This window comes from Streptomyces poriticola (assembly GCF_036689765.1).
GTDB classification, from domain to species: Bacteria; Actinomycetota; Actinomycetes; order Streptomycetales; family Streptomycetaceae; genus Streptomyces; species Streptomyces poriticola.
The window spans coordinates 1-23,662 of the sequence record NZ_JBAGKH010000039.1 but is presented as its reverse complement, the minus strand read 5'-3'; the positions used below and the strand labels follow the sequence as shown (position 1 = coordinate 23,662).

The 23,662-nt window shown below is 73.5% G+C and carries 8 protein-coding genes and 2 pseudogenes; 1 reads left to right on the top strand and 9 read right to left on the bottom strand.

What is annotated here, in order from left to right; all coding sequences use genetic code 11:
- The 6 genes and pseudogenes from V5O46_RS28960 to V5O46_RS28935 all read right to left on the bottom strand — a co-directional run bounded on the left by V5O46_RS28960 (window position 1) and on the right by V5O46_RS28935 (window position 17,611).
- Window positions 1–6,495 carry a type I polyketide synthase gene (locus V5O46_RS28960; RefSeq protein WP_408649077.1) on the bottom strand — a complete coding sequence of 2,165 codons (6,495 nt, stop codon included), beginning with the start codon at window positions 6,493–6,495 and terminating at the stop codon, window positions 1–3.
- A gap of 129 nt (window positions 6,496–6,624) precedes the next feature.
- Window positions 6,625–12,216, bottom strand: a pseudogene (locus tag V5O46_RS28955) (SDR family NAD(P)-dependent oxidoreductase); the annotation flags it as partial.
- 50 nt (window positions 12,217–12,266) lie between these two features.
- Window positions 12,267–15,356: a type I polyketide synthase gene (locus tag V5O46_RS28950; protein ID WP_332887679.1), complete on the bottom strand. Its 3,090-nt coding sequence runs from the start codon at window positions 15,354–15,356 to the stop codon at window positions 12,267–12,269.
- A gap of 52 nt (window positions 15,357–15,408) precedes the next feature.
- Window positions 15,409–16,149, bottom strand: a complete 741-nt coding sequence (locus V5O46_RS28945; RefSeq protein ID WP_332887678.1) for a thioesterase II family protein — start codon at window positions 16,147–16,149, stop codon at window positions 15,409–15,411.
- On the bottom strand, window positions 16,146–17,396 hold the full coding sequence (locus tag V5O46_RS28940; protein ID WP_332887677.1) for a cytochrome P450: 1,251 nt from the start codon (window positions 17,394–17,396) through the stop codon (window positions 16,146–16,148). The genes V5O46_RS28945 and V5O46_RS28940 overlap by 4 nt, the downstream gene beginning before the upstream one ends.
- Window positions 17,393–17,611, bottom strand: a complete 219-nt coding sequence (locus V5O46_RS28935; protein ID WP_332887676.1) for a phosphopantetheine-binding protein — start codon at window positions 17,609–17,611, stop codon at window positions 17,393–17,395. Before V5O46_RS28935 ends, V5O46_RS28940 begins: the two co-directional genes overlap by 4 nt.
- 300 nt (window positions 17,612–17,911) lie before the next feature.
- Here V5O46_RS28935 and V5O46_RS28930 point away from each other — a divergent pair, with 300 nt between their 5' ends.
- Window positions 17,912–18,964: a putative nonproteinogenic amino acid hydroxylase gene (locus tag V5O46_RS28930; RefSeq protein ID WP_332887675.1), complete on the top strand. Its 1,053-nt coding sequence runs from the start codon at window positions 17,912–17,914 to the stop codon at window positions 18,962–18,964.
- Between the two features lie 131 nt (window positions 18,965–19,095).
- Here V5O46_RS28930 and V5O46_RS28925 read toward each other — a convergent pair whose 3' ends face one another.
- The 3 genes and pseudogenes from V5O46_RS28925 to V5O46_RS28915 all read right to left on the bottom strand — a co-directional run.
- The gene (locus tag V5O46_RS28925) at window positions 19,096–20,022 is read right to left on the bottom strand and encodes a phytanoyl-CoA dioxygenase family protein (protein WP_332887674.1); all 927 of its coding nucleotides are present in this window, start codon (window positions 20,020–20,022) and stop codon (window positions 19,096–19,098) included.
- Between the two features lie 431 nt (window positions 20,023–20,453).
- A pseudogene (locus V5O46_RS28920) lies at window positions 20,454–21,164 on the bottom strand (thioesterase II family protein); the annotation flags it as partial.
- A 71-nt stretch (window positions 21,165–21,235) separates the two neighbouring features.
- A partial coding sequence (locus tag V5O46_RS28915; RefSeq protein ID WP_332887673.1) for an alpha/beta fold hydrolase occupies window positions 21,236–23,662 on the bottom strand: 2,427 nt, incomplete at its 5' end.

The window sequence follows — 23,662 nt, the reverse complement described above, 5'->3', positions numbered from 1 at the left end:
TCACTTCCCCCTCTCGTCCAGGGCCAGGTCGACCAGTGCGTCCAGGTCCAGGCCCGCCAGTCCCTCCGCGCCGGGGCCCGGCTGCCCGTCGGTGTCCGGCCCGGTCGGACCGGCGCAGGCCAGGACCGGTTCCAGGAGGCCGGCGCTGCGCAGCCGGTCGATCGGGACGGTCCGCAGCACCTCGCGGATCTCCGCGTCCTCGGACGGCTCCGTCCGCCCCGCCGGGCGCAGCAGTCCGGACAGGTGCCGGCCCAGTTCGCGGGGGGTGGGATAGCTGAAGACCACTGTGGACGGCAGCCGCAGCCCGGTGCCGGAGGCCAGGCGATTGCACAGTTCGACCGAGGTCAGCGAGTCGAATCCCATGGGGGTGAAGGCCTGGTCCGCGTCGACGGCCGCGCCGGAGGGGTGTCCCAGCACGGTGGCGACCTGGTCGCGGACCCAGTCGAGGACGGCGGCCTCCGCCTCGGCCGCCGGGAGCGTGGCCGTTGCGGCGGGAAAGCCGTGCGCGGTGCCGGGCCCGGGTGCGGCCGTCCGGGCGCGGTGCGGCCGTCCGCCGTCGACGAGGTCGCGCAGGAGGAGCGGCCGCTCGTCGCGGGGCCTGTTCCGCAGCGCGGCGAGGTCCAGCCGGGCGGGGACGAGGACCGGTTCGCCGGTGGCGCACGCCGAGTCGAACAGAGCCAGCGCCTCGGGGGTCGGCATCGCGGCGACGCCCATCCGCCGTACCCGGGAGAGGTCGGCCCGGTCCAGGTGCCCGGTCATGCCGCTGCGCCGTTCCCACCAGCCCCAGCACAGCGAGGTGCCGACGAGGCCGGTCGCCCGGCGGTGCGCCGCCAGACCGTCCAGGAACCCGTTCGCCGCGGCGTAGGTGGCCTGCCCGGCGGTGCCGAGCGTCCCGGCGAGGGCGGAGAACAGGACGAACGCCGTCAGGGTGTGACCTCTGGTCAGCTCGTGCAGGTTGACCGCACCGCCGACCTTGGCACGCAGTGCCCGGTCGAGGCTCTCCGCGGTCAGCGACTCGACGGTGCCGTCCGCCAGCTCGCCGGCCGCGTGCACGACCGCGGTCAGCGGGTGGTCCCGGGGCATGCAGGCGAGCAGGTCCGCCACCGCGGCCCGGTCCGCGACGTCGCATTCCACGACCTTGACCTGCGCGCCCGTGCCCGTCAGCGCCGAGACCAGCTCGGCTGCCCCGTCGGCCGCCATGCCCCGGCGGCCGGCCAGCACCAGGCTGCGCACCCCGTGTTCGGTGACCAGGTGCCGTGCCACCAGTGAACCCACGCCCCCGGTCCCGCCGGTGACCAGTACCGTCCCGCCGCCGAATCCGTCGCCGGTCTCGAGGACGAGCTTCCCGACGTGCCGGCCCTGGCTCATCTCACGGAACGCGCTGCGTGCGTCGCGGACGTTCCGGACGGAGATCGGGTTCAGGTGCACCCGCTGTTCGTCGAAGAGGTCCATGACGGACCGGAACATCTCGTGGATCAGGTCCGGGCCCGCCTCGTAGAGGTCGAAGGCCCGGTAGTCGACTCCCGGGTGGTCGGCCGCCACCTGCTGGGGGTCGCGGATGTCGGTCTTGCCCATCTCGATGAAGCTCCCGCCGCCCGGGAGCAGCGTCAGCGAGGTGTCGACGAAGTGGTGCGCGAGGGAGTTCAGAACCATGTCCACACCGCGGCCGCCGGTGAGGTCCAGGAACTTGCCCGCGAACTCCAGGTCCCGGGAGGAGGCCAGATGGTCGTCGTCCAGTCCCATGGCCCGCAGGGCCGGCCATTTGGCGGGGCTCGCGGTGGCATGGACCTCGGCGCCGATGTGCTGTGCCAGCTGGACGGCGGCCATGCCGACGCCGCTCGCCGCGGCGTGGATGAGGATCCGCTGCCCCTTTTCCAGCCTCTTCAGGTGGAAGAGCGCGTAGTAGGCGGTGAGGAAGGCACCCGGCACGGACGCCGCCTCGGCGTGGCTCCACCCGTCGGGGACGGGCATGAGCAGCCGGTGGTCGGCCACGGCCACGCGGCCGAAGGCGCCGGTGAAGATGCCGGTCACCCGGTCGCCCGGCGACAGACGGGTCACGTCGTCCGCCACCTCCAGGACGGTTCCGGCGCCTTCGCTGCCGAGCCCTGCGTCGATGGCGGTCCGGTCCACCAGGCCGAGGGCGATGGTGACATCGCGGAAGTTGAGCCCCGCGGCCTGCACGGCGACGCGTACCTGTCCGCTGGTGAGCGGCTGTTCGACCGCGGGACAGGGGACCCAGGCCAGGTTCTCCAGGGTCCCCCTGGCCGGGATGCCGAGCCGGTGGGGCCCGGCGGGGGGCGGCTCGAGCTGCCGGTGCACGGGTGCCGCCGGTGCCATACGGGGGGCGAGGCACCTGCCGTGGCGCAGGGCCAGTTGGTCCTCCCCGGGGGCGAGCGCGTACGGGAGGCGTGCCCACGATGCTTCCTCGTCGTCGATGTCCACCAGCCGGAACCTGCCGGGGTGCTCGGTCTGGGCGGAGCGCATCAGGCCCCACACGGACGCGCCCGGGAGGCTTTCGACGCTCTCCCCGCCCCCGGTGTCCTGCGCCAGCCGGGTGAGGACGACCAGCGTGGTTCCGGCGAACCGTTCCTCGGCGAGGAAACGCTGGACCGAGCCGAGGACGTGCAGGTCCGCGCCGCGGGTTGCGGCGAGCGGGCCGGAGGATTCGTTGACGAAGTCGTCCAGGCACAGGACGAGGTGCGCGGGTGCCTCTCCGGCGAGCACGTCCTCCGAGAGGACTCCGCCCGGGAGGAGGTCGTCCAGGGACGCGGCGGGCCCGGCACCGACGCCGCCCGTCCCGGTGAGCCGGGCGGCCAGACCGTCCTTCGCCCCGAGAACGGCCCACGGCCCGCGGGGGGTCGTGTCCTCGCCGTGCCGGACCTGCCGCCACTCCACTTCGAACAGGGACGGACGGTGCCCACCGGGCACCGCGCGCACCTGTTCGGGAGTGGCCGGCCGGAACGTCAGCGCCCCGACCCGGGCGATCGCACGGCCGCGTTCGTCGGCGACGGTCACGGAGACGGCGTCGTCGCCCGCCGGGGAGATCCGCACCCGCACGACCGGGCCGCACTCCCCGGCGAGATCCACCCCGGACCACGAGAAGGGCATCCGGCCCTGACCGCTGTCCACCTCGATGACCTCGCCGGCCACCACCGCATGCAGCACGGAGTCGATCAGCGCGGGATGCAGGGCGAACCCGCCGCCGGCCGGGTCGCCGGCGGCGGGCACCGGCAGTGCGGCGGTCGCGAAGAGGTCCTCGCCCCGCCGCCACACCTCACGGAGCCCGCGGAACGCGGGGCCGTAGTCGAAACCGGCGTCCGCGAAGGAGTCGTACAGGCCCGTGAGGTCGAGCCGCTGCGCCCCGGCCGGCGGCCACACGGCGAGTGCGGTCGCGTCCTCGTCGGCCGCGGGCGTCCGTGGTGCGCTCGGTGCCAGGCCTCCCGTCGCGTGCCGGGTCCAGCCGCCGCTCGTCCGGCCGTCCTCGCCGGGGCGTGAGAACACCTCCAGGGAGCGCCGCCCCGTCCCGTCGGCGGCTCCGACGACGACCCGCACCTGTACGTTCCCCGAGGCGGGCAGAGTCAGGGGTACTTCCAGGGAGAGTTCCTCGATCGCGGCGGCGCCGACGAGGCCGCCCGCCGACAGTGCCAGGTCGAGGTGGGCCGTCGCCGGGACGACGACCGTGCCGAACACGGCGTGGTCGGCCAGCCAGGGGTGGGTGCGCAGCGACCACAGGCCGGTGAGGACCAGCTCGTCGGTGCCGGGATGGTCCACCACGGCGCCCAGCAACGGGTGGTCCGGAGCCGTGAGACCGGCGGTGGCCACGCCCGCGCCTGCGGTCCCGGCCGGGAAGTCCAGCCAGTACCGCTGCCGCTGGAACGCGTACGTGGGGAGATCCACCGGCTTGCGGGCCGGGAACAGGGCGCTCAGGTCCACGCTCCCGCCCCGGACGTGCAGTTGGGCGAGCGAGCCGACGAGCGCCTCCGCCGCCCCGCGGTCCGGTCGCGACGCCGACAGGACCACCGCGTCGTCGACGCCCTCGTGGGCGAAGGCCTCTTTGGTGACGCCGGCGAGCGTCGATCCCGGACCCACTTCGAGGAAGACGTCCGCCCCGGCCTCGCGGGCGCGTCGCACCGCGTCGTGGAAGCGGACGGGTTCGCGCACATGGCGCACCCAGTGCGCGGGGGACGTCAGCTCCTGCTCGGTGGCCTCGCGGCCCAGCAGGGACGAGACGACGGGGATCGTCGTCCCGCTCGCCCGGAGCTCGCCGAGGGCGGCCGCGAACCCGTCCAGGACGGGGTCCATGAGCGGGGAGTGGAACGCATGCCCGACGGCCAGCAGTTTCGCGGACGTGCCGACGGCGGCCAGGTGGTCGCGGAGCTCGTGGACCTGCTCGCTCAGGCCCGAGACGACGACCGATCCGGGGCCGTTGACAGCGGCGACGCCGACGCGGTCGTACCGAGCGAGCAGGGCGCGCACATCGTCCTCGGGGGCGCGTACCGCCAGCATGGCGCCGCGCTCGGCGACGGTCTGCATGATCCTTCCGCGGGCCGCCACCAGCCGGGTGGCGCTGTCCGGGTCGAGGGCGCCGGACACGTGCGCGGCGGCGATCTCGCCGACCGAGTGACCGATCAGGTGACCGGGCGGCGGGCAGTACCGCGTGATCAGCCGGTACAGGGCGACCTGCAGGGCGAACAGCGCCGGCTGGGCGATGTCCGTGCGGTCGGCCGGGTCCTCGGCGGGCCGGTCGGCGAGGAGCAGGGGCTTGAGGGCGAAGGGGAGATGTGCGTCGAAGCGTGCGCAGATCTCGTCGAGGCTCCGCGCGAAGACGGGGAAGGTGTCGTACAGCTGTCCCGCCACCCCGGCCCACCGGGAGCCCTGCCCGGGGAACATGAAGACGGTACCGCCGGGCTCGCCGGCGACTCCGCGCAGTACCGCGGCGGACTCGGCGCCCTCGCTCAACGACGCGAGGCCGCCCAGCAGTTCGTCCCGGCCGCGGCCGAGCACCACCGCGCGGTGCTCGAACCGTGCCCGGCACGTCGCCAGGGACCGTCCGACGGCGGCGACGTCCAGCTCCGGGTCGGCGGCGGCGAAGTCGCGCAGCTTCTCCGCCTGCGCCCGCAGGGCTCCCTCCGAGCGCGCCGACACGACCCACGGCACCGTCGTCGGGGCGACGGCCGCCGTGCCACCGGCGACGTCGGCCGTCGTCCCGTCACCGGACGGCGGTGCGGGCGGCTCCTCCAGGATCAGGTGCGCGTTGGTGCCGCTCGCCCCGAAGGCGGACACGCCCGCCCGCCGCGGCCGTCCCCGGGCGCTGGGCCACTGCATGGTCCCGGTCAGCAGCTCCACCGCCCCGGCCGACCAGTCCACGTGTGTCGTGGGGCGGTCCACGTGCAGGGTCTTGGGCATCGTCCGATGCCGCATCGCCATGATCATCTTGATCACCCCGCCGACGCCCGCGGCCGCCTGCGTGTGGCCGATGTTGGACTTCAGCGACCCCAGCCACAGCGGCCGGTCGCCGTCCCGGTCCTGGCCGTAGGTCGCGAGCAGCGCCTGCGCCTCGATCGGGTCGCCGAGTTTCGTACCGGTCCCGTGGGCCTCCACCACGTCCACGTCGCTCGCCCGCACCCGGGCGTCGGCCAGCGCGGCCCGGATGACCCGCTGCTGTGCCGGACCGTTCGGTGCGGTCAGGCCGTTGGACGCGCCGTCCTGGTTGACCGCCGAGCCCCGGATCAGCGCCCAGACCCGGCGTCCGTTGCGCCGCGCGTCCGACAGCCGCTCCAGGACCAGCACCCCGGCGCCCTCGGAGAATCCGGCGCCGTCGGCCGAGTCGGAGAACGCCTTGCACCGGCCGTCCGCCGCCAGGCCCCGCTGCCGGGACATCTCGCGGAAGACCTGCGTCGTCGCCATGACGGTGACTCCGCCGGCCAGCGCGAGCCCGCACTCCCCCTGCCGCAGCGACCGCACCGCCTGGTGGATCGCCACCAGGGACGACGAGCACGCGGTGTCGGTCGACACCGCCGGGCCCTCCAGGCCCAGCACGTACGCCACGCGCCCGGAGGCCACGCTCAGCAGGGAGCCGGTCTGCCCGTAGCCGGAGATGACCTCGGGGGTGAAGTGGTGGTTCCCGTACCCGAAGTAGGCCAGTCCGGCGAACACTCCGGTATCGCTGGAGCGCAGGGTCCGCGGGTCGATGCCGGCTCGTTCCAGGGACTCCCACGAGGTCTCGAGCAGCAGCCGCTGCTGCGGATCGGCGGCCAGCGCCTCGCGCGGGTTGATCCCGAAGAACCCGGCGTCGAAGTCGCCGGCGTCGGGCAGGAACCCGCCGGAGCGCGTGTAACACGTGTTCGGCCGGTCCGGATCGGGGTCGTAGAGGCTCTCCAGGTCCCAGCCGCGGTCGTCGGGGAAGTCCGCCACCGCGTCCCGGCCGGACCGCACCAGGTCCCACAGTGCCTCCGGGGTCTCCGCTCCGCCCGGGTAGCGGCAGGCGGCACCCACGACCGCGATGGGCTCCGCGGCGGCCTCGGTCAGCTCCGCCAGCCGCCGCCGGGTCTCGATCAGCTCGATCGATGTCCGCTTGAGATAGCCGAGAACCTCGGGGTTGTTGTCGTCAGTCATCGCTCTCCCCTAGCCGAGCTCCTGGTCCAGCAGCGAGAGAAGCTCTCCAGCTGATGCCGAACTGATCCGGTCGACGATGCCGGCCTCCGGTGCCTCGCCCGCCATCGAGCGGACCCGCCCCTGCACCTGGCCGAGCAGCGTGGAAAGAGTGGCCCGGTCCTCGTCCGGGAGACCGCGGAAGGCCTCCTCGAGGCGGGCGCCCAGCCCTTCGATCTCCCTGGCCAGCCGGCCGGCCGGGGATTCCGGTGCGCCACCGGAGGCGGGGGCGATGCGGCCGGTCAGGAACTGGGCGAGCGCGCTCGGGTTCGGGTGGTCGAACGCGAGCGTGGCGGACAGTTCCAGGCCGGTCGCCTCCGACAGTCTGTTCCGCAGTTCCAGCGCGGTGAGCGAGTCGATCCCCAGATCCCTGAACGCGACGGCGGGGCCGATCCGTTCGCCGTCGGCGTGGCCGAGGACGAGCGCCGTCTGCGCCCGGACCGCGTCGCGCACCACCGCCTCCGCGTCGGCCCGCGGCAGCGACTTCACCAGCTGCGCCAGTCCGCTGCCGGTGCTCTCCCGGTCTCCGGGACCGCCGGGTCCGGCGGGCGTCCGGAGCAGCCCGCGCAGGAGCGGCGACCCCGCTCGGCCGGTGTGCGACGATCCCGGCGCCGGCAGCTCGAGTCGCGCGGGGATGAGCACCGGCTCGTCCCGCGCGATGGCCGCGTCGAAGAGCGCGAGCCCTTCGCGGGACGGCATCGGCCGCACGCCCTGCCGCTGCAGGCGCGCGATGTCCGCCTCGCCGAGGCCGGCGCCCAGCTCGCTGCGTTCCGCCCAGTAGCCCCAGCAGAGCGCGCCGGCGGGCAGTCCCTCGGCGCGGCGGGCTTCCGCGAGGCCGTTGAGGAATGCGTTCGCTGCCGCGTAGCCGGCCTGCCCCGCCGTGCCGAGCACGCTCGCGATCGAGGAGAACAGCACGAACGCGGACAGCTCCAGGTGCCCGGTGGCCTCGTGCAGGTGCCAGGCGCCGAGTGCCTTGGGAGCGAGCACCGCGTCCACACGGCTCTCGGTCAGTGACTCGACGACGCCGTCGTCCAGTACGGCCGCGCAGTGGATCACGGCGGTCAGCGGGTGCTCGTCCGGAACGGCGGCGATCAGTTCGGCAACGGACTCCCGGTGCGTGAGGTCACAGGCCGCGATCTCGACGTACGCACCCGCCTCGGTCAGTGTCTCGCGGAGTCCGGCCGCGGCCGGGGCCGCCGCGCCGCGCCGGCTGGTCAGCAGCAGGCGGCGCACCCCGTGCCGCTCCACCAGATGGCGGGCCAGCACGGCTCCCAGACCGCTGGTGCCACCGGTGATCAGCACCGTGCCGGCCCCGAGGGCGGGAACGTCCGGCGCCGTGCCGGGGGTGCCGGATCCGGCGGACGCGGCGTGGGTGCGGGCGAGTCGCGGGACGGCCGCGGCACCGGCTCTGATCCTGAGCTGGTCCTCTCCGGTGCCGGCCGCCGCCGCCACGCGGGCCCAGGAGCCGGTCCGGTCGTCCGTGTCCAGGAGCGTGAACCGGCCGGGATTCTCCGTCTGTGCGGTGCGGACGAATCCCCAGACCGCGGCGGCTGCGGGGTCGGTGCGGGGCACCTGGTCGTCGTGGATCGCCGCCCGCGTGACGATGACCAGGCGGGACGCGGAGAACCGGTCGTCGGCGAGCCACTCCTGCGTCCAGCGCAGCACCCGGTGGAGGTTCCGTCGGGCGGCTGCGGGCGGGGCGTCGCCGCCGCCGTCCTCGCGGTCGAGGGCGGCGATGACCAGCGGGGGTGTCTCCGCGCCGGAGGCGGCGAGCTCGGCGGGGCCGGCGTGGACCGGCCGGTCCCGGCCCAGGAACGCGGTGAGCGCGGTCGGCTCCCCCAGCACCGCGTACCCACCGGTGACGTCGCGCGTCGGGAGCGGAAGGGGAACCCAGTCCGTCCGGAACAGCGAGTCGTGGTGGTGGAGGCCCGGTTCCGTCGGCGTCCCGACGTCCGCGGGCCGCAGGCTCAGCGACTCGATGCCGCCGACGGGAGCTCCGTTCCGGTCCGCGAGGGTCACGGACACCGTGTCCGGCCCCGCGGGCGTGAGACGGACGCGCAGCGCGGCCGGCCCGCCGGAGGCCATGCGCAGGCCCCGGCACCGGAACGGCAGCCGCCCCTCGGGCGGGGCGTCGTCACCGGTCCGCCCCAGGCCGACCGGGAGCAACGCGGCGGCGAGCAGCGCGGGGTGGATCCGGAACCGGCCACCCGGGTCGGCACCGTCGGGCGCGGGCAGCTCCACCTCCGCGAACAGGGTCTCGCCGGCGCGCCACACCTCCTTCGGCCCCCGGTACGGGGGCCCGTGGGTGAAGCCGAGGGCGGACAGCCGGTCGTGCTCCTCCTCGAAGGGGACCCGGACCGCGCCTGCGGGGGGCCAGACGGCGAGGTCGTCGGCCGGGCGGACGCCTGCGGTGCCGGACCCGGCGGACCCCGAGGCGTTCCGGGTCCACCCGGCCTCGCCCTCGCCCCGTGAGTGCACGCCGATCTCCCCCTCGCCGTCGATCACGACGCGGATCTCGCGGCCGGCCGGGCGGGACAGCACCAGCGGCTTCTCCAGGGTGAGTTCGTCCACGACGTCGCGGCCGGTGCGGTGTGCCGCCCACACCGCCAGCTCCAGCAGCGCCGTTCCCGGCACCAGGGTGGCGCCGTGGACTAGGTGGCCGGCGAGCCACGGGTGGCGCTCGGGCGCCAGGCGCCCGCCCGCGACCACTCCACCGGGCTGTCCGTCGTCCGGCAGGTCGATCACGGTGTCGAGGAGCGGATGGTCCGAAGTGCCCCCGGTGGTGCTCTCGTGCGGTGTGTCCAGCCAGTAGCGCTGCCGCTGGAACGGGTAGGTGGGCAGCTCGACCCGACGGCCGCCCGGGTCGGGGAGGGCCGCCTGCCACGACACGGCGACGCCCGCCACGAAGGCCTCTGCCGCGGACCGGTAGAGCCGCGCGAACCCGCCCTGGCCGCGGCGGAGCGAACCGGTCACCACCCGGGTGGCACCGGGGACGGTGTCGGGCATCTCCTGGATGTTGACGGTGAGCAGCGGGTGCGGACTGACCTCGATGAACGCTCCGTGATCGCGTTCGAGCAGGCTTCTCACGGCGGCTTCGAACCGGACCGGTTCCCGCATGTTGCGGAACCAGTAGGCCGCGTCGAGCCCGGCGCCGTCCACCGGCCCGCCGGTCACTGTCGAGCAGAACACCACCGGTGAGGACACGGGCCTGATCGGGGCCAGCTCGTCCAGCAGCGGCTTCTCGAACCGGTCCATCAGCGGGGAGTGTCCGGGAACGCCGGCCGGGATCCACCGGGCGCGTACGCCCTGGGCCTCGCAGGCCGCCACCAGTTCGCCGACCGCCCCGGCCTCGCCCGATACCGTCGTCGAGTAGGGCCCGTTGACCGCGGCGACCGCGACGCGGGAGCCCCAGGGCGCCATCAGCTCCCGGACCCGGTCCTCCTGCGCGACGATCCCGGCCATGCCGCCGTCCTGAGCGGCGGTGGCGAGGAGCCGGGACCGGACGGCCACGATCCTTGCCGCGTCCCGCAGGGTCAGGCAGCCGGCGACGCAGGCCGCGGCGATCTCGCCCTGGGAGTGGCCGATCACGGCGTCCGGGGTCACGCCCAGCGAACGCCACACCCGTGCCAGCGACACCATCACGGCGAAGAGCACGGGCTGGACGACGTCGATCCGGTCCAGGTCCGCTGCCGTCGGCCCGCCGCACACGGTGTCGATCAGCGACCAGGACACCCACGGCTCCAGTGCTTGCGCACAGGCGCGCAGCTGCTCGGCGAAGACCGGGCTCGTCTCCCACAGTTCGCGTCCCATGCCCGCCCACTGGCACCCCTGGCCCGGGAAGACGAGGACCGTCCCGCCCACCGGCCGCGCGACGCCGGAGACCACCCCCCGGGGATGCCGGTCCCCCTCGGCGACGGCCGTCAGACCGGCGAGCAGTTCGTCGCGGTCCGCGCCGATCGCCACCCGGCGGTGCTCGAACAGCGATCGCGTCGCCACCAGCGCGTGCCCGACCGCCGAGGCGGACGGCTCCGGGTCCGCGGCGACGTGGTCCCGCAGGCGCAGCGTCTGCTCCCGCAAGGCCTCGGCGGACCGCGCCGAGAGCACCCACGGCACCGCCCACGGGGCATCGGTGGACGCCCGGCCGGTGGCGGGGGCCGTGCGCGGAGGGGCCGCGGCGTCCGCTGTTCCGGGCGCCTCCTCGAGAACGAGGTGCGCGTTCGTCCCGCTGACCCCGAAGGACGACACGCCCGCGCGCCGGGCCCGTCCCGGTGTGCCGGACCAGTCCCTCGCCTCCGTCAGCAGTTCCACCGCTCCTGCCGACCAGTCGACGTGCGGGGTCGGGCGGTCCACGTGCAGGGTCCTGGGCAGGACCCCGTGGCGCAGCGCCATGATCATCTTGATGATGCCGCCGACGCCCGCGGCCGCCTGCGTGTGGCCGATGTTCGACTTCAGCGAGCCCAGCCAGAGCGGGCTGCCGGGCTCCCGGTCCTGCCCGTAGACGGCCAGCAGCGCCTCGGCCTCCATGGGGTCGCCCAGCCTCGTCCCGGTCCCGTGGGCCTCCACCGCGTCCACTTCGCCGGGGGCGAGACCGGCATCGGCCAGGGCCGCCCGTACGACCCGCTGCTGGGCCGGTCCGTTCGGCGCGGTCAGCCCGTTGGACGCGCCGTCCTGGTTGACCGCCGAGCCCCGGATCAGCGCCCAGATCCGCCGCCGGTTGCGCAGCGCGTCCGACAGCCGCTCCAGGACCAGCACGCCCGCACCCTCGCCCCAGGCGGTGCCGTCGGCGGCCGCCGCGAACGACTTGCAGCGCCCGTCGGCGGACAGACTCCGCTGCCGGGAGGCCTCCACGAACAGGCCGGGACTCGGCAGCACCGACACCCCGCCGGCCAGCGCCAGCCCGCACTCCCCGGAGCGCAGGGAGCGCACCGCCTGGTGCACGGCGACAAGCGACGACGAGCAGGCGGTGTCCGTCGACACCGCCGGACCCTCGAGGCCCAGCACGTACGCCACCCGGCCGGAGGCCACACTGGTGTACGTGCCGGCGATCCCGTAGCCCTCCACCTCGGCGGCCGCACCGCCGCCCATCCGGGGGCCGTAGTCGACCGCGTAGATCCCGGTGAACACACCGGTGGCCGAACCCCGCAGCCCGGCGGGGTCGATCGCGGCGCGTTCCAGCGCCTCCCACGAGGTCTCCAGCATCAGCCGCTGCTGCGGGTCCATCGCCAGCGCCTCTCGCGGACTGATACCGAAGAACGGCGCGTCGAACTCCGCCAGCCCGGACAGGAATCCGCCCGAGCGGGTGTAGGTCTTCCCGTGCGCCCCGGGGTCGGGGTCGTACAGCGCCTCGAGGTCCCAGCCGCGGTCCCGCGGGAACTCCCCCATCGCGTCCACCCCGGCGGACACCACGTCCCACAGTCCCTCGGGGGACGTCGCCCCGCCCGGGAAGCGGCACCCCGCGCCCACGACCGCCACGGGCTCGCGAGCCGACTCCTCCAGCGCGCGTACCCGCTCGCGCAGTTGCTGCGCGTCGCCGACGGCGCGCCGCAAGTAGGACCGGAGCTTGTCGACATCCTCCACTGGGTCTCCTTCACCGATGACGGGGCGGACGGGCGGTGCTACACGTAGCCGCGCTCGATCAGCGCGTACAGCTCGTCGTCGCTGCGGTCTTCCCGGCGCGTCTCCTGGGCCGCCGCGGGTGCCTCGGGCACCTCCGGCGCGAGAAGGGAGAAGAGGTGCCGAGCGAGCCTCCGGGGGGTGGGGTGGGTGAACGCGACGGTGGCCGAGAGCCGTACGCCGGTCGCCGCGGTGAGCCGGTTGCGCAGCCGTACGGCCGCCGAGGACTCGAGTCCCAGGTCCTTGAACGTGTCGTCCGCCCGTGCCGCGAGGTCGGCGGCCGTCGGTTGCGGACCGGTAGCGCCCAGCACGCCCGCCGCCTCGGCGCACACCAGACCGAGGACCGCGGGTTCCGAGTCCGCTTCCGCCGCCCCGCCCGGGTCGGCGGCGGTGACGGGGTCGGCGGTGCCGGTGCCGGTGCCGTCGGGCGCCGTCAGCCAGTACCGCCGCCGCTGGAACGCGTAGGTCGGCAGGCCGACCCGGCGCGGCCGGTGCGGGGCGAACACCGCCTCCCAGTGCACCGGCACCCCGCGCACATGCAGTTCGGCGAGTGACGCCAGGATCCTGCCGGCGCTCCCGTCGTCCTTGTGCAGGGTGCCCACCACCACCGGCGAGGCGGCCAGCGCGTCGGCGGTCTCCGCCATCGCCACCTCGAGCACCGGATGCGGGCTGACCTCCACGAACACCCCGCCGCGGTCCCGCATCAGCGCTTCGACGACCTGGCCGAACCGCACCGTCGAGCGCAGATTGTCGTACCAGTACGAGCCGTCGAGCTCCTGTGTGTCGAGCGGTCCCCCGGTGACCGTGGACCAGAACTCCACCGCCGAAGTCCTCGGCGTGAGTCCGGAGGCGGCCTCGACGAGCCGGTCGCGGATGCGTTCGACGTGGTGGGAGTGCGAGGCGTAGTCCACCCTGACGCGCCGCACCCGGACGCCGTCCTCGGCCGCGGTCGCCGCGAACCGGTCGAGCGCCTCGTCGTCCCCGGAGACCACCACCGACGCCGGACCGTTGACCGCGGCGGTGGAGAGCCGGCCGGACCACCTCAGCAGCCGCTCGCGCACCCATGCGGGGGACGCGGACACCGCGCTCATCCCGCCGGTGCCGGCCAGCTCGGTCAGTTCGAGGCTGCGCAGCGCCACGAGCCGCGCCGCGTCCTCGACCGGGAGCGCGCCCGCCACGCAGGCCGCGGCGATCTCGCCCTGCGAGTGCCCCACCACGGCGTCGGGGACCACGCCGAGCGCGCGCCACACCCGGGCCAGCGACACCATCATCGCGAACAACGCGGGCTGGACGACGTCGATCCGGTCCAGCGACGCGGCGGACTCCGCGCCGGTCACCACGTCCACCAGCGACCAGTCGACCCACGGCGCCAGGGCCCGCGCACAGGCGTCGATCCCGCCCGCGAACTCCGCCGACTCCGCGTACAGCCGGCGTCCCATGCCGAGCCACTGGGAGCCCTGCCCGGGGAACACGAAGACGACCGGTCCCACCGGCCCGGAGGCCGCCCCGTGCACCGCCCGTGCCGCGGCCGTGCCCGCCGCCACCAGCTCCAGACCGGCCAGCGTATCCGCGCGCCCGCTGCCGAGCACCACCGCCCGGTGCTCGAGCAGCGCCCGGGTCGACACCAGCGAGTGCCCCACGTCGGCGGTGGACAGCGACTCGTCGGCGGCCACGAAGTCACGCAACCGGGCCGCCTGTTCCCGCAGGGCCGCCTCCGACCGCGCCGACAGCACCCACGGCAGCACCCCGGACCGGTGCTCGGGGATGCGGTCCCGGTCCGCGTCACGGGGCGCCGGCGGCGCGTCGGGGGCCTGTTCGAGGACGACGTGGGCGTTGGTCCCGCCCAGGCCGAACGCCGACACCCCCGCCCTTCTCGGCCGGCCGGGCGCACGCGTCCAGGGCCGCGCGGCGCGGAGGACCTCGAAGTCCCGGTGGAAGTCCGGGATGGCGGGGTTCGGTGACGCGTAGTTCAGGCTCGGGACCAGCCGGCCGTGCGCCACGCAGAGGGCCGCCTTCACGAAGCCGGCGATTCCCGCGGCGGGCTCCAGGTGCCCGACGTTCGTCTTCACCGAGCCGATCGTCAGGGGGCGGCTGCGGCCGGTCGCCCGGAACACCTCGCGCAGACCGGACGCCTCGGCCGGATCGCCGAGGCGGGTGCCGGTGCCGTGGGCCTCGACGTAGTCGACGCTGTCGAACGGGACGGCCGCGCGTTCCAGGGCGGACAGCACGGCCGCCGCCTGTGCGCGGGGGCTGGGATCGGGCATCCGGCTGGACGCGCCCCCGCTGCCGACCCCCCAGCCGCGCACCACCGCGTAGATGTGATCGCCGTCGGCGACGGCGAGGTCGAGCCGCTTCAGCAGCACGAACGCCCCGCCCTCGCCCCGGACGAACCCACTGGCGCGTGCGTCGAAGGCGAAGCAGCGGCCGTCGGGCGAGAGCGCGCCCAGGTTCGCCAGGCCCAGCCCGGCCTCCGGATCGACGATCAGCTCGACACCACCGGCCAGGGCCATGTCGACCGCGCCGCCGTGTATCCGGTCGCACGTCAGGGCCAGCGACACCAGGGAGGAGGACTGGCCCGAGTCCGCGCACAGGCTCATGCCGCGCACGTCGAACAGGCTGGAGATCCGGTTCGCGATCAGCGCGCCCCCGGAGCCGAGCGCGGCGTAGTGGTCGTCCCGGTCGCTGCCGGACAGCTTGCGCAGCAGGTCGTACCCGGAGGGCGCGCTGCCGACCACCACGTCGATCTCCCGGCCGGCGAGTGCGCCCGCCGGGATTCGGGCGTCCTCGACGGCCTCCCAGGCGAGTTCCAGCCCCAGTCGCTGCACGGGGTCCATGGCGGCCGCCTCCGCCGCGCCCGTCCCGAAGAACTCGGCGTCGAACCCGTCGATCGCGTCGAGGAACGAACCCGAGTTCAGGATGGCGGCGTCCGGGTGCGGCGGGTGCGGGGTGCCGGCCGCCCGCTGCTCCGGGAACGTTCCGACGGTCGACCGCCCGTCGAGCAGCAGGCGCCAGAACTCCCCCGGGTTCCGCACCCCGGGAAAGCGGCACGACATCCCGATGACGGCGATACCGGTGGCTGCTGCGCCACTCATAGGAATCCCTTCCGGTTGCCTGGGCCCGCGGCTCCCACGGGTGGTGCCGTGGTCAGCGCCAGGAGGTCAGCAGCGTCAGCAGTCCGTCCGGCGCGTCCATGAAGTCGTAGTGGCCGCCGTCGACGACCCGGATGTCGACGGACTCCGCGTACGGACGCCACGCCTCCAGCTGGTCGAGGCTCACGTCGGGGTCGTCCCGCCAGTGCAGGACGACGATCGGGCAGGGGAGGGCCGCCGGCTCCGCGCGGCGGTAGGCGCCCGCGGCGGCATGGTCCTCGAGCAGTACGGCCAGGCCCATGTCGACCATGTCCGGCCGCGGCTCGATCCCCCGGCCGCGGAGGAAGGACTCCAGCTCGGCCCGCAGTTCGGACTCGGTCATGGTGAGCATCCGGTCGCCCGAGGCGTGGTGCGGGGCCGGCTGGCCGGACACGAAGAAGCGGTCGGGCGGGGGCAGGCCCCGGTCGGCGAGCCGGACCAGGGTCTCGAACGCGGGCAGCGCTCCCGCGCAGTGCCCGAAGAACGCGTAGGGACGGTCGAGCAGCGGCACCAGCGCCTCCACGAGTCCGGCGGCGAGCTCCTCGTAGGTGCCGTAGTGGGGTTCGCCCATCCGGTTCTCCCGGCCGGGGAACTGCACCGGGCAGACCTCGACGCCGTCGACCGCGGGCGGCCAGGCGCTGAAGGCCGAGGCTCCGGCCCCGGAGAAGGGGAAGCAGAAGATCCGGGCGGCATGGCCGGCCGTGGACGGCGGCCGGAGGAACCACGGTGCCGTGGCGGCGGTGGGGCCGGATGTCATGGCGTCTTTCGTTTCTGCGCGACGATGGGGAGGTGGGTCATCCCGGCGATGAAGTACGACCGCAGATGCTCCGGTTCGCCGTCGAGTCCGATGGATCCGCACCGCTGGAGCAGTTCCTCGAAGAAGACGCGCAGGGTCAGCCGGGCCAGCGGCGCGCCGATGCAGAAGTGCGCCCCGAACCCGAACGCGACCTGCCGCTTCGCGCCGCTCCGGGTGATGTCGAACGCATGGGGGTCGGTGAACCGGGAGGCGTCCCGGTTGGCCGAACCGATCCACGCGACGACGGCCCCGCCGGCCGGGACGGTGCCCCCGCCGATCCGGGTGTCGCCCACCGCGTACCGCATGAAGTTGCAGGCGGCCGAGGTCCAGCGCAGCCCCTCCTCGACCAGGTTCGGGACGAGTGACGGGTCGGCCTGCGCCTTCTCGAACTGCTCGGGCCGCTCGACGAGCGCGAGCACCGTGCCCGAGACGGTGTGAGGGGTCGTCACGTTGGCGCCGAGCAGGATGCTGTAGCCGTTGAGGGCGATCTCCTCGTCGGTCAGCGGCGCGTCCCCGGCGTGGACGCTCATGAGGTGGTCGAGCAGACTCCCGTCCTCATCCCCGGCAGCCCTGCGCCGCTTGACCCGTTCCGTGACATAGGCGACCAGTTCGTGGTGGGAGATGGCCAGTGTCGCGGCCTCGCTTCCGTGCCGGAAGTGCGGGTCCGAGGGGGCCGTGACCATCGCGGTCAGCTGCACGAGCTCGTCCCAGTCACGCTCCGGGATACCGAGCAGCGGGCCGGTGACCAGGGCCGGGAGGCGCAGCGCCTGCTCGGCCAGGTCGAAGGTCGCACCGTCGAGCGCCGGTTCGAGGAACCGCACGACCGCCTGCCGGATCCGGTCCTCCCAGGGGGCCACGGCACGCGCGGTGAGTCTGGAGCCGATCGCCCTGCGGACCTGGGTGTGCCGCGGCGGGTCGGTGGAGGTCATCAGCTTGCCCGCCGCCACGTCGTCGACCCCGAGGTGGGTGACGACCGTGCCGCGCTCCGAGGTGAACTCGCGGTGGTCGCCGAGGACCCGGCAGACGTCCTCGTAACGCGTCACGGACCAGAACTCCCGGCCGTCCGGCAGGACCTGGTGGTGCAGGGGGGCCTTCTCCCGCATGACGTCCCAGACGGGGTGCGGGTCGCCGGAGGTGTAGAGGTCCAGGTCGAACAGGTCGACGCGGTCGAGGTCGATGTCGTGTGGGGCTCCGGGCGTCAGCCTCACGTCCGCGCCCTCCCCTGCTCGATCAGTTCGGCGACCCGGGCCGGGGTCTGTGCCAGGTAGAAGTCGCGTACGGACAGTTCGACGCCGTACTGCTGGACCAGTCGCTCGATGATCCTGATCCCGATCAGCGAATTGCCGCCGAGCGCGAAGAAGTCGTCGTCCGCGCCGACCTCGCAGCCGAGGTGTTCCCCCCACAGCGCGTTGATCTCCAGCACCAGCGATTCCGACGTTCCCGCAGGATCCGCCTGTGGTGCCGGCTCCTCACCATGTCCACCCTGCCGGTGAGCCCGCAGCCGCAATTCCATCGCCATCCTTCCCTTTCTCTGCCGGACACGGCCGGACACGAAGGCCCACTCCGCGGACGTATTCTCTGAATGGCGGGTCGGGACGAGACTAAAGCTCCGACATGAATTACGGAAGGCCGGTGTCCGGCACCGCAGGAGAGGGCGGTGCGGGCACCGGACGAACACCCGTTGTCCCGCCGACAGGACACCCGGGAGAGTTCACGGCGGCCCATGGTGCCATCCTCGGGCAGCCACGGCCACAGCCGCGTGCCGGCCGGGGGCGCGGCACCTCGGCCCGCACCGGTCGAACACCCCGGTGAGCGGCCATGTCCCCGGCCCGCGGCCACGTCATTGCCATCGTATTTCGGAAGAATTACTGTGACGCTCCGGAGGGATCTCGAGAAACCTCCGCGTGCATCAGACAACCAGCTGCGGGAGGGGATTCTTTTGCTCAAGTCGCAACGGCTTGCAGTGCTACCCGTCGACTCGTACGACCTGGAATCCGAACTGTCAGTCGTGGATCGTCACGAGTACGGTGGCGACTACGACGCCTTCACCTTCGGGTCCTGGTCGTCCCATGTGCTGGCGAACGGCACCGGCGCCGACTCCGACACCGCCTTCCGTCCGCACGGCGGCCGGCTGACCCTGACCGACCTGGGCAAGCAGCTGCCGGGCATCATGTCGCTGGTGACCGACAGCTTCCCGCTGGACCGGCTGCAGTGGGTGCGGGTCTTCAGTCTCCGCGACGGACTCATCTCGCCGCACGTGGACTTCCTCGAGTTCTCCGAGCCGGGCACCAGGCTTCAGATTCCGCTGCGCACCAGCGAGGAGTCCCTCCACTCCGAGAACGACTCGGTGTACCACATCCGCCGTGGTGAGGTGTGGAAGATCCACTCGACCGACCCGCACTCCGCACGGAGCACCGCCCGGACCGCCCGGCTCTCCCTCTGCCTCGACTTCGCGGACGCCGAGGAGCCCGTCGCGATCCGCAACGACGTCCCCGCGGCCGAGCCGGTCCGCATCGTCGAGCGCCCGGATCCGACCGACGCGGAGCTCCGGGAACTCATCCGCTCCGGGCGGGACTTCACTCCGACGACCATGCGGCCGGCCTTCCGCCGGTTCGCCGAGCTGCACTTCGAGCGGCGCGCACACGCCACCGCGGCGTTCGACTGGTACGTGGAGGCCGCGCGGCTCACCGGGGACGACGCCATGGTGGCGAAGGCCCGGGCCTTCCGTACGTACTGTATCGAGAAGCGGGGCGACGGGGAGGCGTTCGTCTGGTGACGGGCCACGGCCGTCCGCCGGGTCCGGGACCTGGCGGGCAGCCGCCGCTCCGGACTGCCCCGCCGGCGCCCGGCCGCCGGCCCCGCGGTCTGCCCGCCTGCCCGGGCCGGCCGTCGGCGGTGCGCCCGCGATCAGTTCTTCACGGTGCCTTCGCGCAGCCGGTCGATCATGTGCCGGGTCGTCTCGATCGGGCTCTCCCGGGACAGGTCCCACGAGGCCGACGGGAGCGTCTCGTTGAGCGCGGCCACCTTCTCGTCCCACTCGTCCCGTCCGGCGAAGGGGATCGTCTCGCCCTCCTGATAGGCGGGGAACGGACGGTACTTGTTCCGGGCGGCGGCGTCGGTCCCGCGGACGAGCAGCGGATCGAGGTAGATCCCCTCGCTGTGGATCCGCGTGGTCGTCGAGATGTAGCCGATGTCGAGCCCGCACCGCCGCTGGGCGGAGGTGTTCGCCTCCGAGTGGTGCAGCAGATGGGGGTGGTGGATCGAGACGTCGCCCGGCTGGAGTTCGATGTCCACGACGCCGCGCTTGTCCGCCCATTCCTGCACCAGGGCCTCGTCGGACGTGGAGAACAGCATGTTGGGCTCGTCCGTGCGGACGAGCGGCTTGTGCAGCGGCAGCTCGTGGCTGCCGGGAATCATCCGCAGGCAGCCGTTCTCCGTGGTGCTCTCGTCGACGGCCAGCCACACCGTCAGTGCCTCCATGGGGCTCAGCGTCCAGTACGCGCCGTCCTGGTGCCACAGCACCGGCTGTCCGTCGTGCGGGGGCTTGCATATGTAGTGGGCGGTGAAGCACGCCAGGTCCGGTCCGAGGAAGAACTCCGCGATGTCCACCAGACGGGAATCCGAGACCAGACGGGCCCAGAAGGCGTCATTGCGGATCAGCGGGTGGTGGAGATGCTCCGGACGCAGATCCGGATACTTTCCGGTGAGCCATTCGACGTGGGCACGCACCTCGTCCAGGAGATCCCGTGGCACGACATTGCGGATGATGGAGAAGCCCTGCTCGGCGTATTCCGCCCCGGCCTTGTCCAGAGCACCCTCGTCAAGTGTTTTCATGCGTCACTTCCTTTTCGGGTGTGAGGTACTGCATGCCTGCGGTGCGTTCCAGAGGCTCGTCCGCACGCACGAGAACGGCATTCACGCCGACGGCGATCACCGGGCCGGCCAACTCCGGCCGGCCGGTCGCGGCTATACTCTCCGCGCCTTTTCGCCAGTTCCCCAGCAGTTCAATACTCTGTCCGCCTCATTGGAGGGTGTCAACGTTCTCATGGTGCCTGGGAGGTCTCGGCCGAATCGCCGGCAGAAAACGCCGGAGCTCATTCCCTGCGGAGCCGCGGATCCGGTGAAACACACCGTTCCCGCAGTGCGTCGGCGCCGTCGGCGAGACGCGGATGTCCCGCTGACGGGACAGTCACGGGACCGTCGTCAGGGCGGTGAACGGGGCCTGCCGCTCCCCGCGTCCCGGCGTGCTCCGACGCACGGGCCCGACGGCCCCGGACGGACTCCGTCTCGATCAGGTCCAGTACCTCGCGGCCGCGATCGACCAGGTACATGTGGTCTCCGGGGAGCTCCGCGTAACTGAAGGCGCCCGTGGTCGCCTTCGCCCACTCCTGTGCCTGGTCCGCGCCGACCAGCCCGTCGGAGGAGCCCCGGACCGAGCAGATCGGCACCGCGACCGGTTCGTCGGTGCTGGGCACGTAGTTCTCGTGCATCTCACAGTCGGCCTGGAGCACGGGGAGAATCAGTTCACGCATCTCCGGGTGGTCGAGGGCCTCGTGCCGGAACCCCGCGAACTCCTCGACCCGGGCGAGGAACTCCTCGTCCTCGAGCCCCGTGGCCCGTCTCTCCCGCTGGGTCCACGGACCCGGCGAACCACTGACGACCAGGCGCTCGACGTGCACCCCGCGCGCGCTCAGCAGATGCGTCAGCTCGTAGGCGAGCACCGCGCCCAGGCTGTGCCCGAACAGCACGGCCCGCGCCCCCGCGCCGAGCTCCGCAACGAGGTCGTCGGCCGAGTTCTCGGCCGCCTCCACGACGTTCCGGTACGGCGTCTCGAGGATCCGCCGCTCCCGGCCGGGGAGTCCGACCGGTACCACGCGCCACCGGTCGCCGGACAGTGCCCGCCACGGGTGGAAGAAGGACGGTCCCGCTCCTGCGAACGGCGCACACAGCAGCGCGGTCCGGTCCCGTTCCGGCACCGGCAAGCGCCCGTCGGACTCTGTCACCGCGGCCAACCCCGTTCGTCCTGTCGACGGTCCGTCGGACCCGGTCACTGCGCCAGCTTTCCGGCGATGACCCGCATGATCTGGCCGGCCGGCTCGGGCATGTGCAGGTCGTGGTGGGTGGCGTCCACCTCGTACTCCTCGATGGAGCCCAGGACATGCGGACGCCAGTCGGGGCCCCAGGAGGGGATCTCCTCGGTCTTGTCCAGCTTGGCGTTGAAATACAGCAGATCGCCGCGGTAGACCGGTGATTCGAAGTCGCCCATCCTGTTCAGGTTGTTGGCCCCCACCTTCGACATCGTCGCAAGGAAGCTGTCCATGTTGCCGGTGTTCATGAACTGGCCGAAGATCTCCTCGACGTCCGCCCGGTAGAGGTCCGGTGTTCTGCCGGACACCTGCTTGAACCCGCTCTCCGGACGGGTGGTCGCGGGCTGGGAGTCCAGGACGGCGACGAGACCGACCCGATGCCCGCGCTGGTCCAGCGCCACCGCGACGGCGTGCGCGAGCGGGCCGCCGTAGGACCAGCCGACGAGGTGGAAGGGGCCTTCCGGCTGGATCCTGAGGATCTCGGCGAGGTAGTCGTCCACCATCTCCTGCACCGACCCGGCCGGCGGGTCGATGCCGTCGGAGCCGCGGGACTGCAGTGCGTAGGCCGGGCGGTCCTGCAGGTACGGCGCGAAGGTGAAGTACGCCCAGCCGAGACCGCCCCCGCCGTGGAAGAACCACACCGGCGGCTTGCCCGTGCCCGGATCCCTGTTGAGCGGCAGCACGACCTCGAACGAGCCGCCGTGGTCGTCGGGGATCCCGCCGATGAGCACCAGCGCCGCCAGTTCGGCCACCGTCGGGTACTGGATGATCGTCCGGAGCGGCACCTCGAGGCCGAACTCCTTGCGGATGCGGGCGCTGAGCCGGGTGGCCAGCAGCGAGTGCCCGCCGAGCACGAAGAAGTCGTCGTCGATACCGACCCTCTCCAGGCCGAGCAGCTCGCCGAAGTGGGCGCAGAGCGTCTCCTCGTGGGAGTTGCGCGGCTCCCGGCTGCCCACGGTGGTGGTGTGCTCCGCGGGCAGCGCGCGCCGGTCGAGCTTGCCGGCGGCATTCAGCGGGATCTCCGAGAGCGGCACCATCGCGGCCGGGACCATGTAGTCGGGAAGGCGCCCGCGCAGGTACTCGGGCAGCTCGGCCAGGAGCGGGCCGAGCGACTTGGCCAGCGAGGGTGCGTTGGTCAGGCTCCGCCCGGCGCTACCGCCCGGAAGGAATCCCTGGCCGACGTTGCCCGGCGCGGGCAGCAGCACCGCGTCGAAGCAGTGGACGGCCTCGGCGGACCAGGTGAGGACGGCGTCCCGGCCCTGCCGCCGCGCCCAGTCGGCGAGGTCCTGCGGATCCACCGGTCGGCCCCGCGGGGCGTCCGTCGTCAGGACTCCGGCGGCGGACGCGGCGGCGGCCTCCTCCACCAGCCGTGCGTTGGGTATGCCGGTCACCCGGAGCGGGCCGTCGCCCGCCCGGTCCGCCACGGCTCCCAGCTCCGCCAGGCCGGACACGTCGCGGCCCCACGCCGTCGCGGGCACAGCGGCCAGGTCGCGGACGTCGGCCGGCCGCTTGTGCAGGACGACCTCGTAGCGGTGCCGGGTCAGCTCGTTGTGCTCCCGCCCCTCCTTCAGCCGGATGTCGGCCGCGGCACAGTGGTCCGCCGCCCATTCGGCGAACCACTCCGGGGCCACCACCAGCTCCCGCTCGACGAGCAGCGCCTGTTCCACCAGCGCCCGCAACTCACCGCGCGAGGCGTGCGGCTGCGCCACCCGCCTCTCCGCGGTCGTCAGCAGCCGCAGGGTGGCGGCGTTGCGGACGTCACCGACGATCAGCCGGCCGCCCGGCGTGAGAAGCTCCATCAGCTCGCCCAGCACCCGGTCCAGGTACGCGGCGCTCGGGAAGTACTGGACCACCGAGTTCAGGACGACGGTGTCGAACGCGTTGCGGGGCAGCCCGGTGACGTCGTGGGCGGCCTGTGCGCCGAGCCGGACCCGGTCGCCGTAGCCGGCCTGTTCGGTCTGCGCCCTCAGCCGGTCCACCACCGTGGCCGAGATGTCGGTGCCCCAGTACTCCTCGACCTCGCCGACGATCCTGGAGAGGAGCAGACCGGAGCCCACACCGACCTCCAGCACCCGGCGCGGTGCGAACCGCAGCACCTGTGCCACCGCCGCGTCCCGCCACTCCCGCATCTGCCCGACCGGGATCGGCTCGCCGTCGTACACCGACCGCCAGCCGTGGAAGTCCTCGCCCCAGGCCACTTCGGCGGAGTCGGCGTAGCCCTCGTCGTAGACCTGGCGCCACTCGTCCACCTGGGCCTCGGCATCGGCCACCGCGGCGTCCGGGTCGGGCGCCACGTAGGCCACCAGGCGCTGTTCGCCCTTCTGGTCCTCGCGGACCACGACCGCCGCCCGGGCCACTCCGGGGTGCCCGGCCAGGACGTGTTCGAT

Coding starts and splice junctions, on each gene's coding strand:
- V5O46_RS28950 (WP_332887679.1), bottom strand. CDS start 15,356: ATGAGTGGCGCAGCAGCCACCGGTATCGCCGTCATCGGGATGTCGTGC.
- V5O46_RS28945 (WP_332887678.1), bottom strand. CDS start 16,149: ATGACATCCGGCCCCACCGCCGCCACGGCACCGTGGTTCCTCCGGCCG.
- V5O46_RS28930 (WP_332887675.1), top strand. CDS start 17,912: ATGGTGCCATCCTCGGGCAGCCACGGCCACAGCCGCGTGCCGGCCGGG.
- V5O46_RS28925 (WP_332887674.1), bottom strand. CDS start 20,022: ATGAAAACACTTGACGAGGGTGCTCTGGACAAGGCCGGGGCGGAATAC.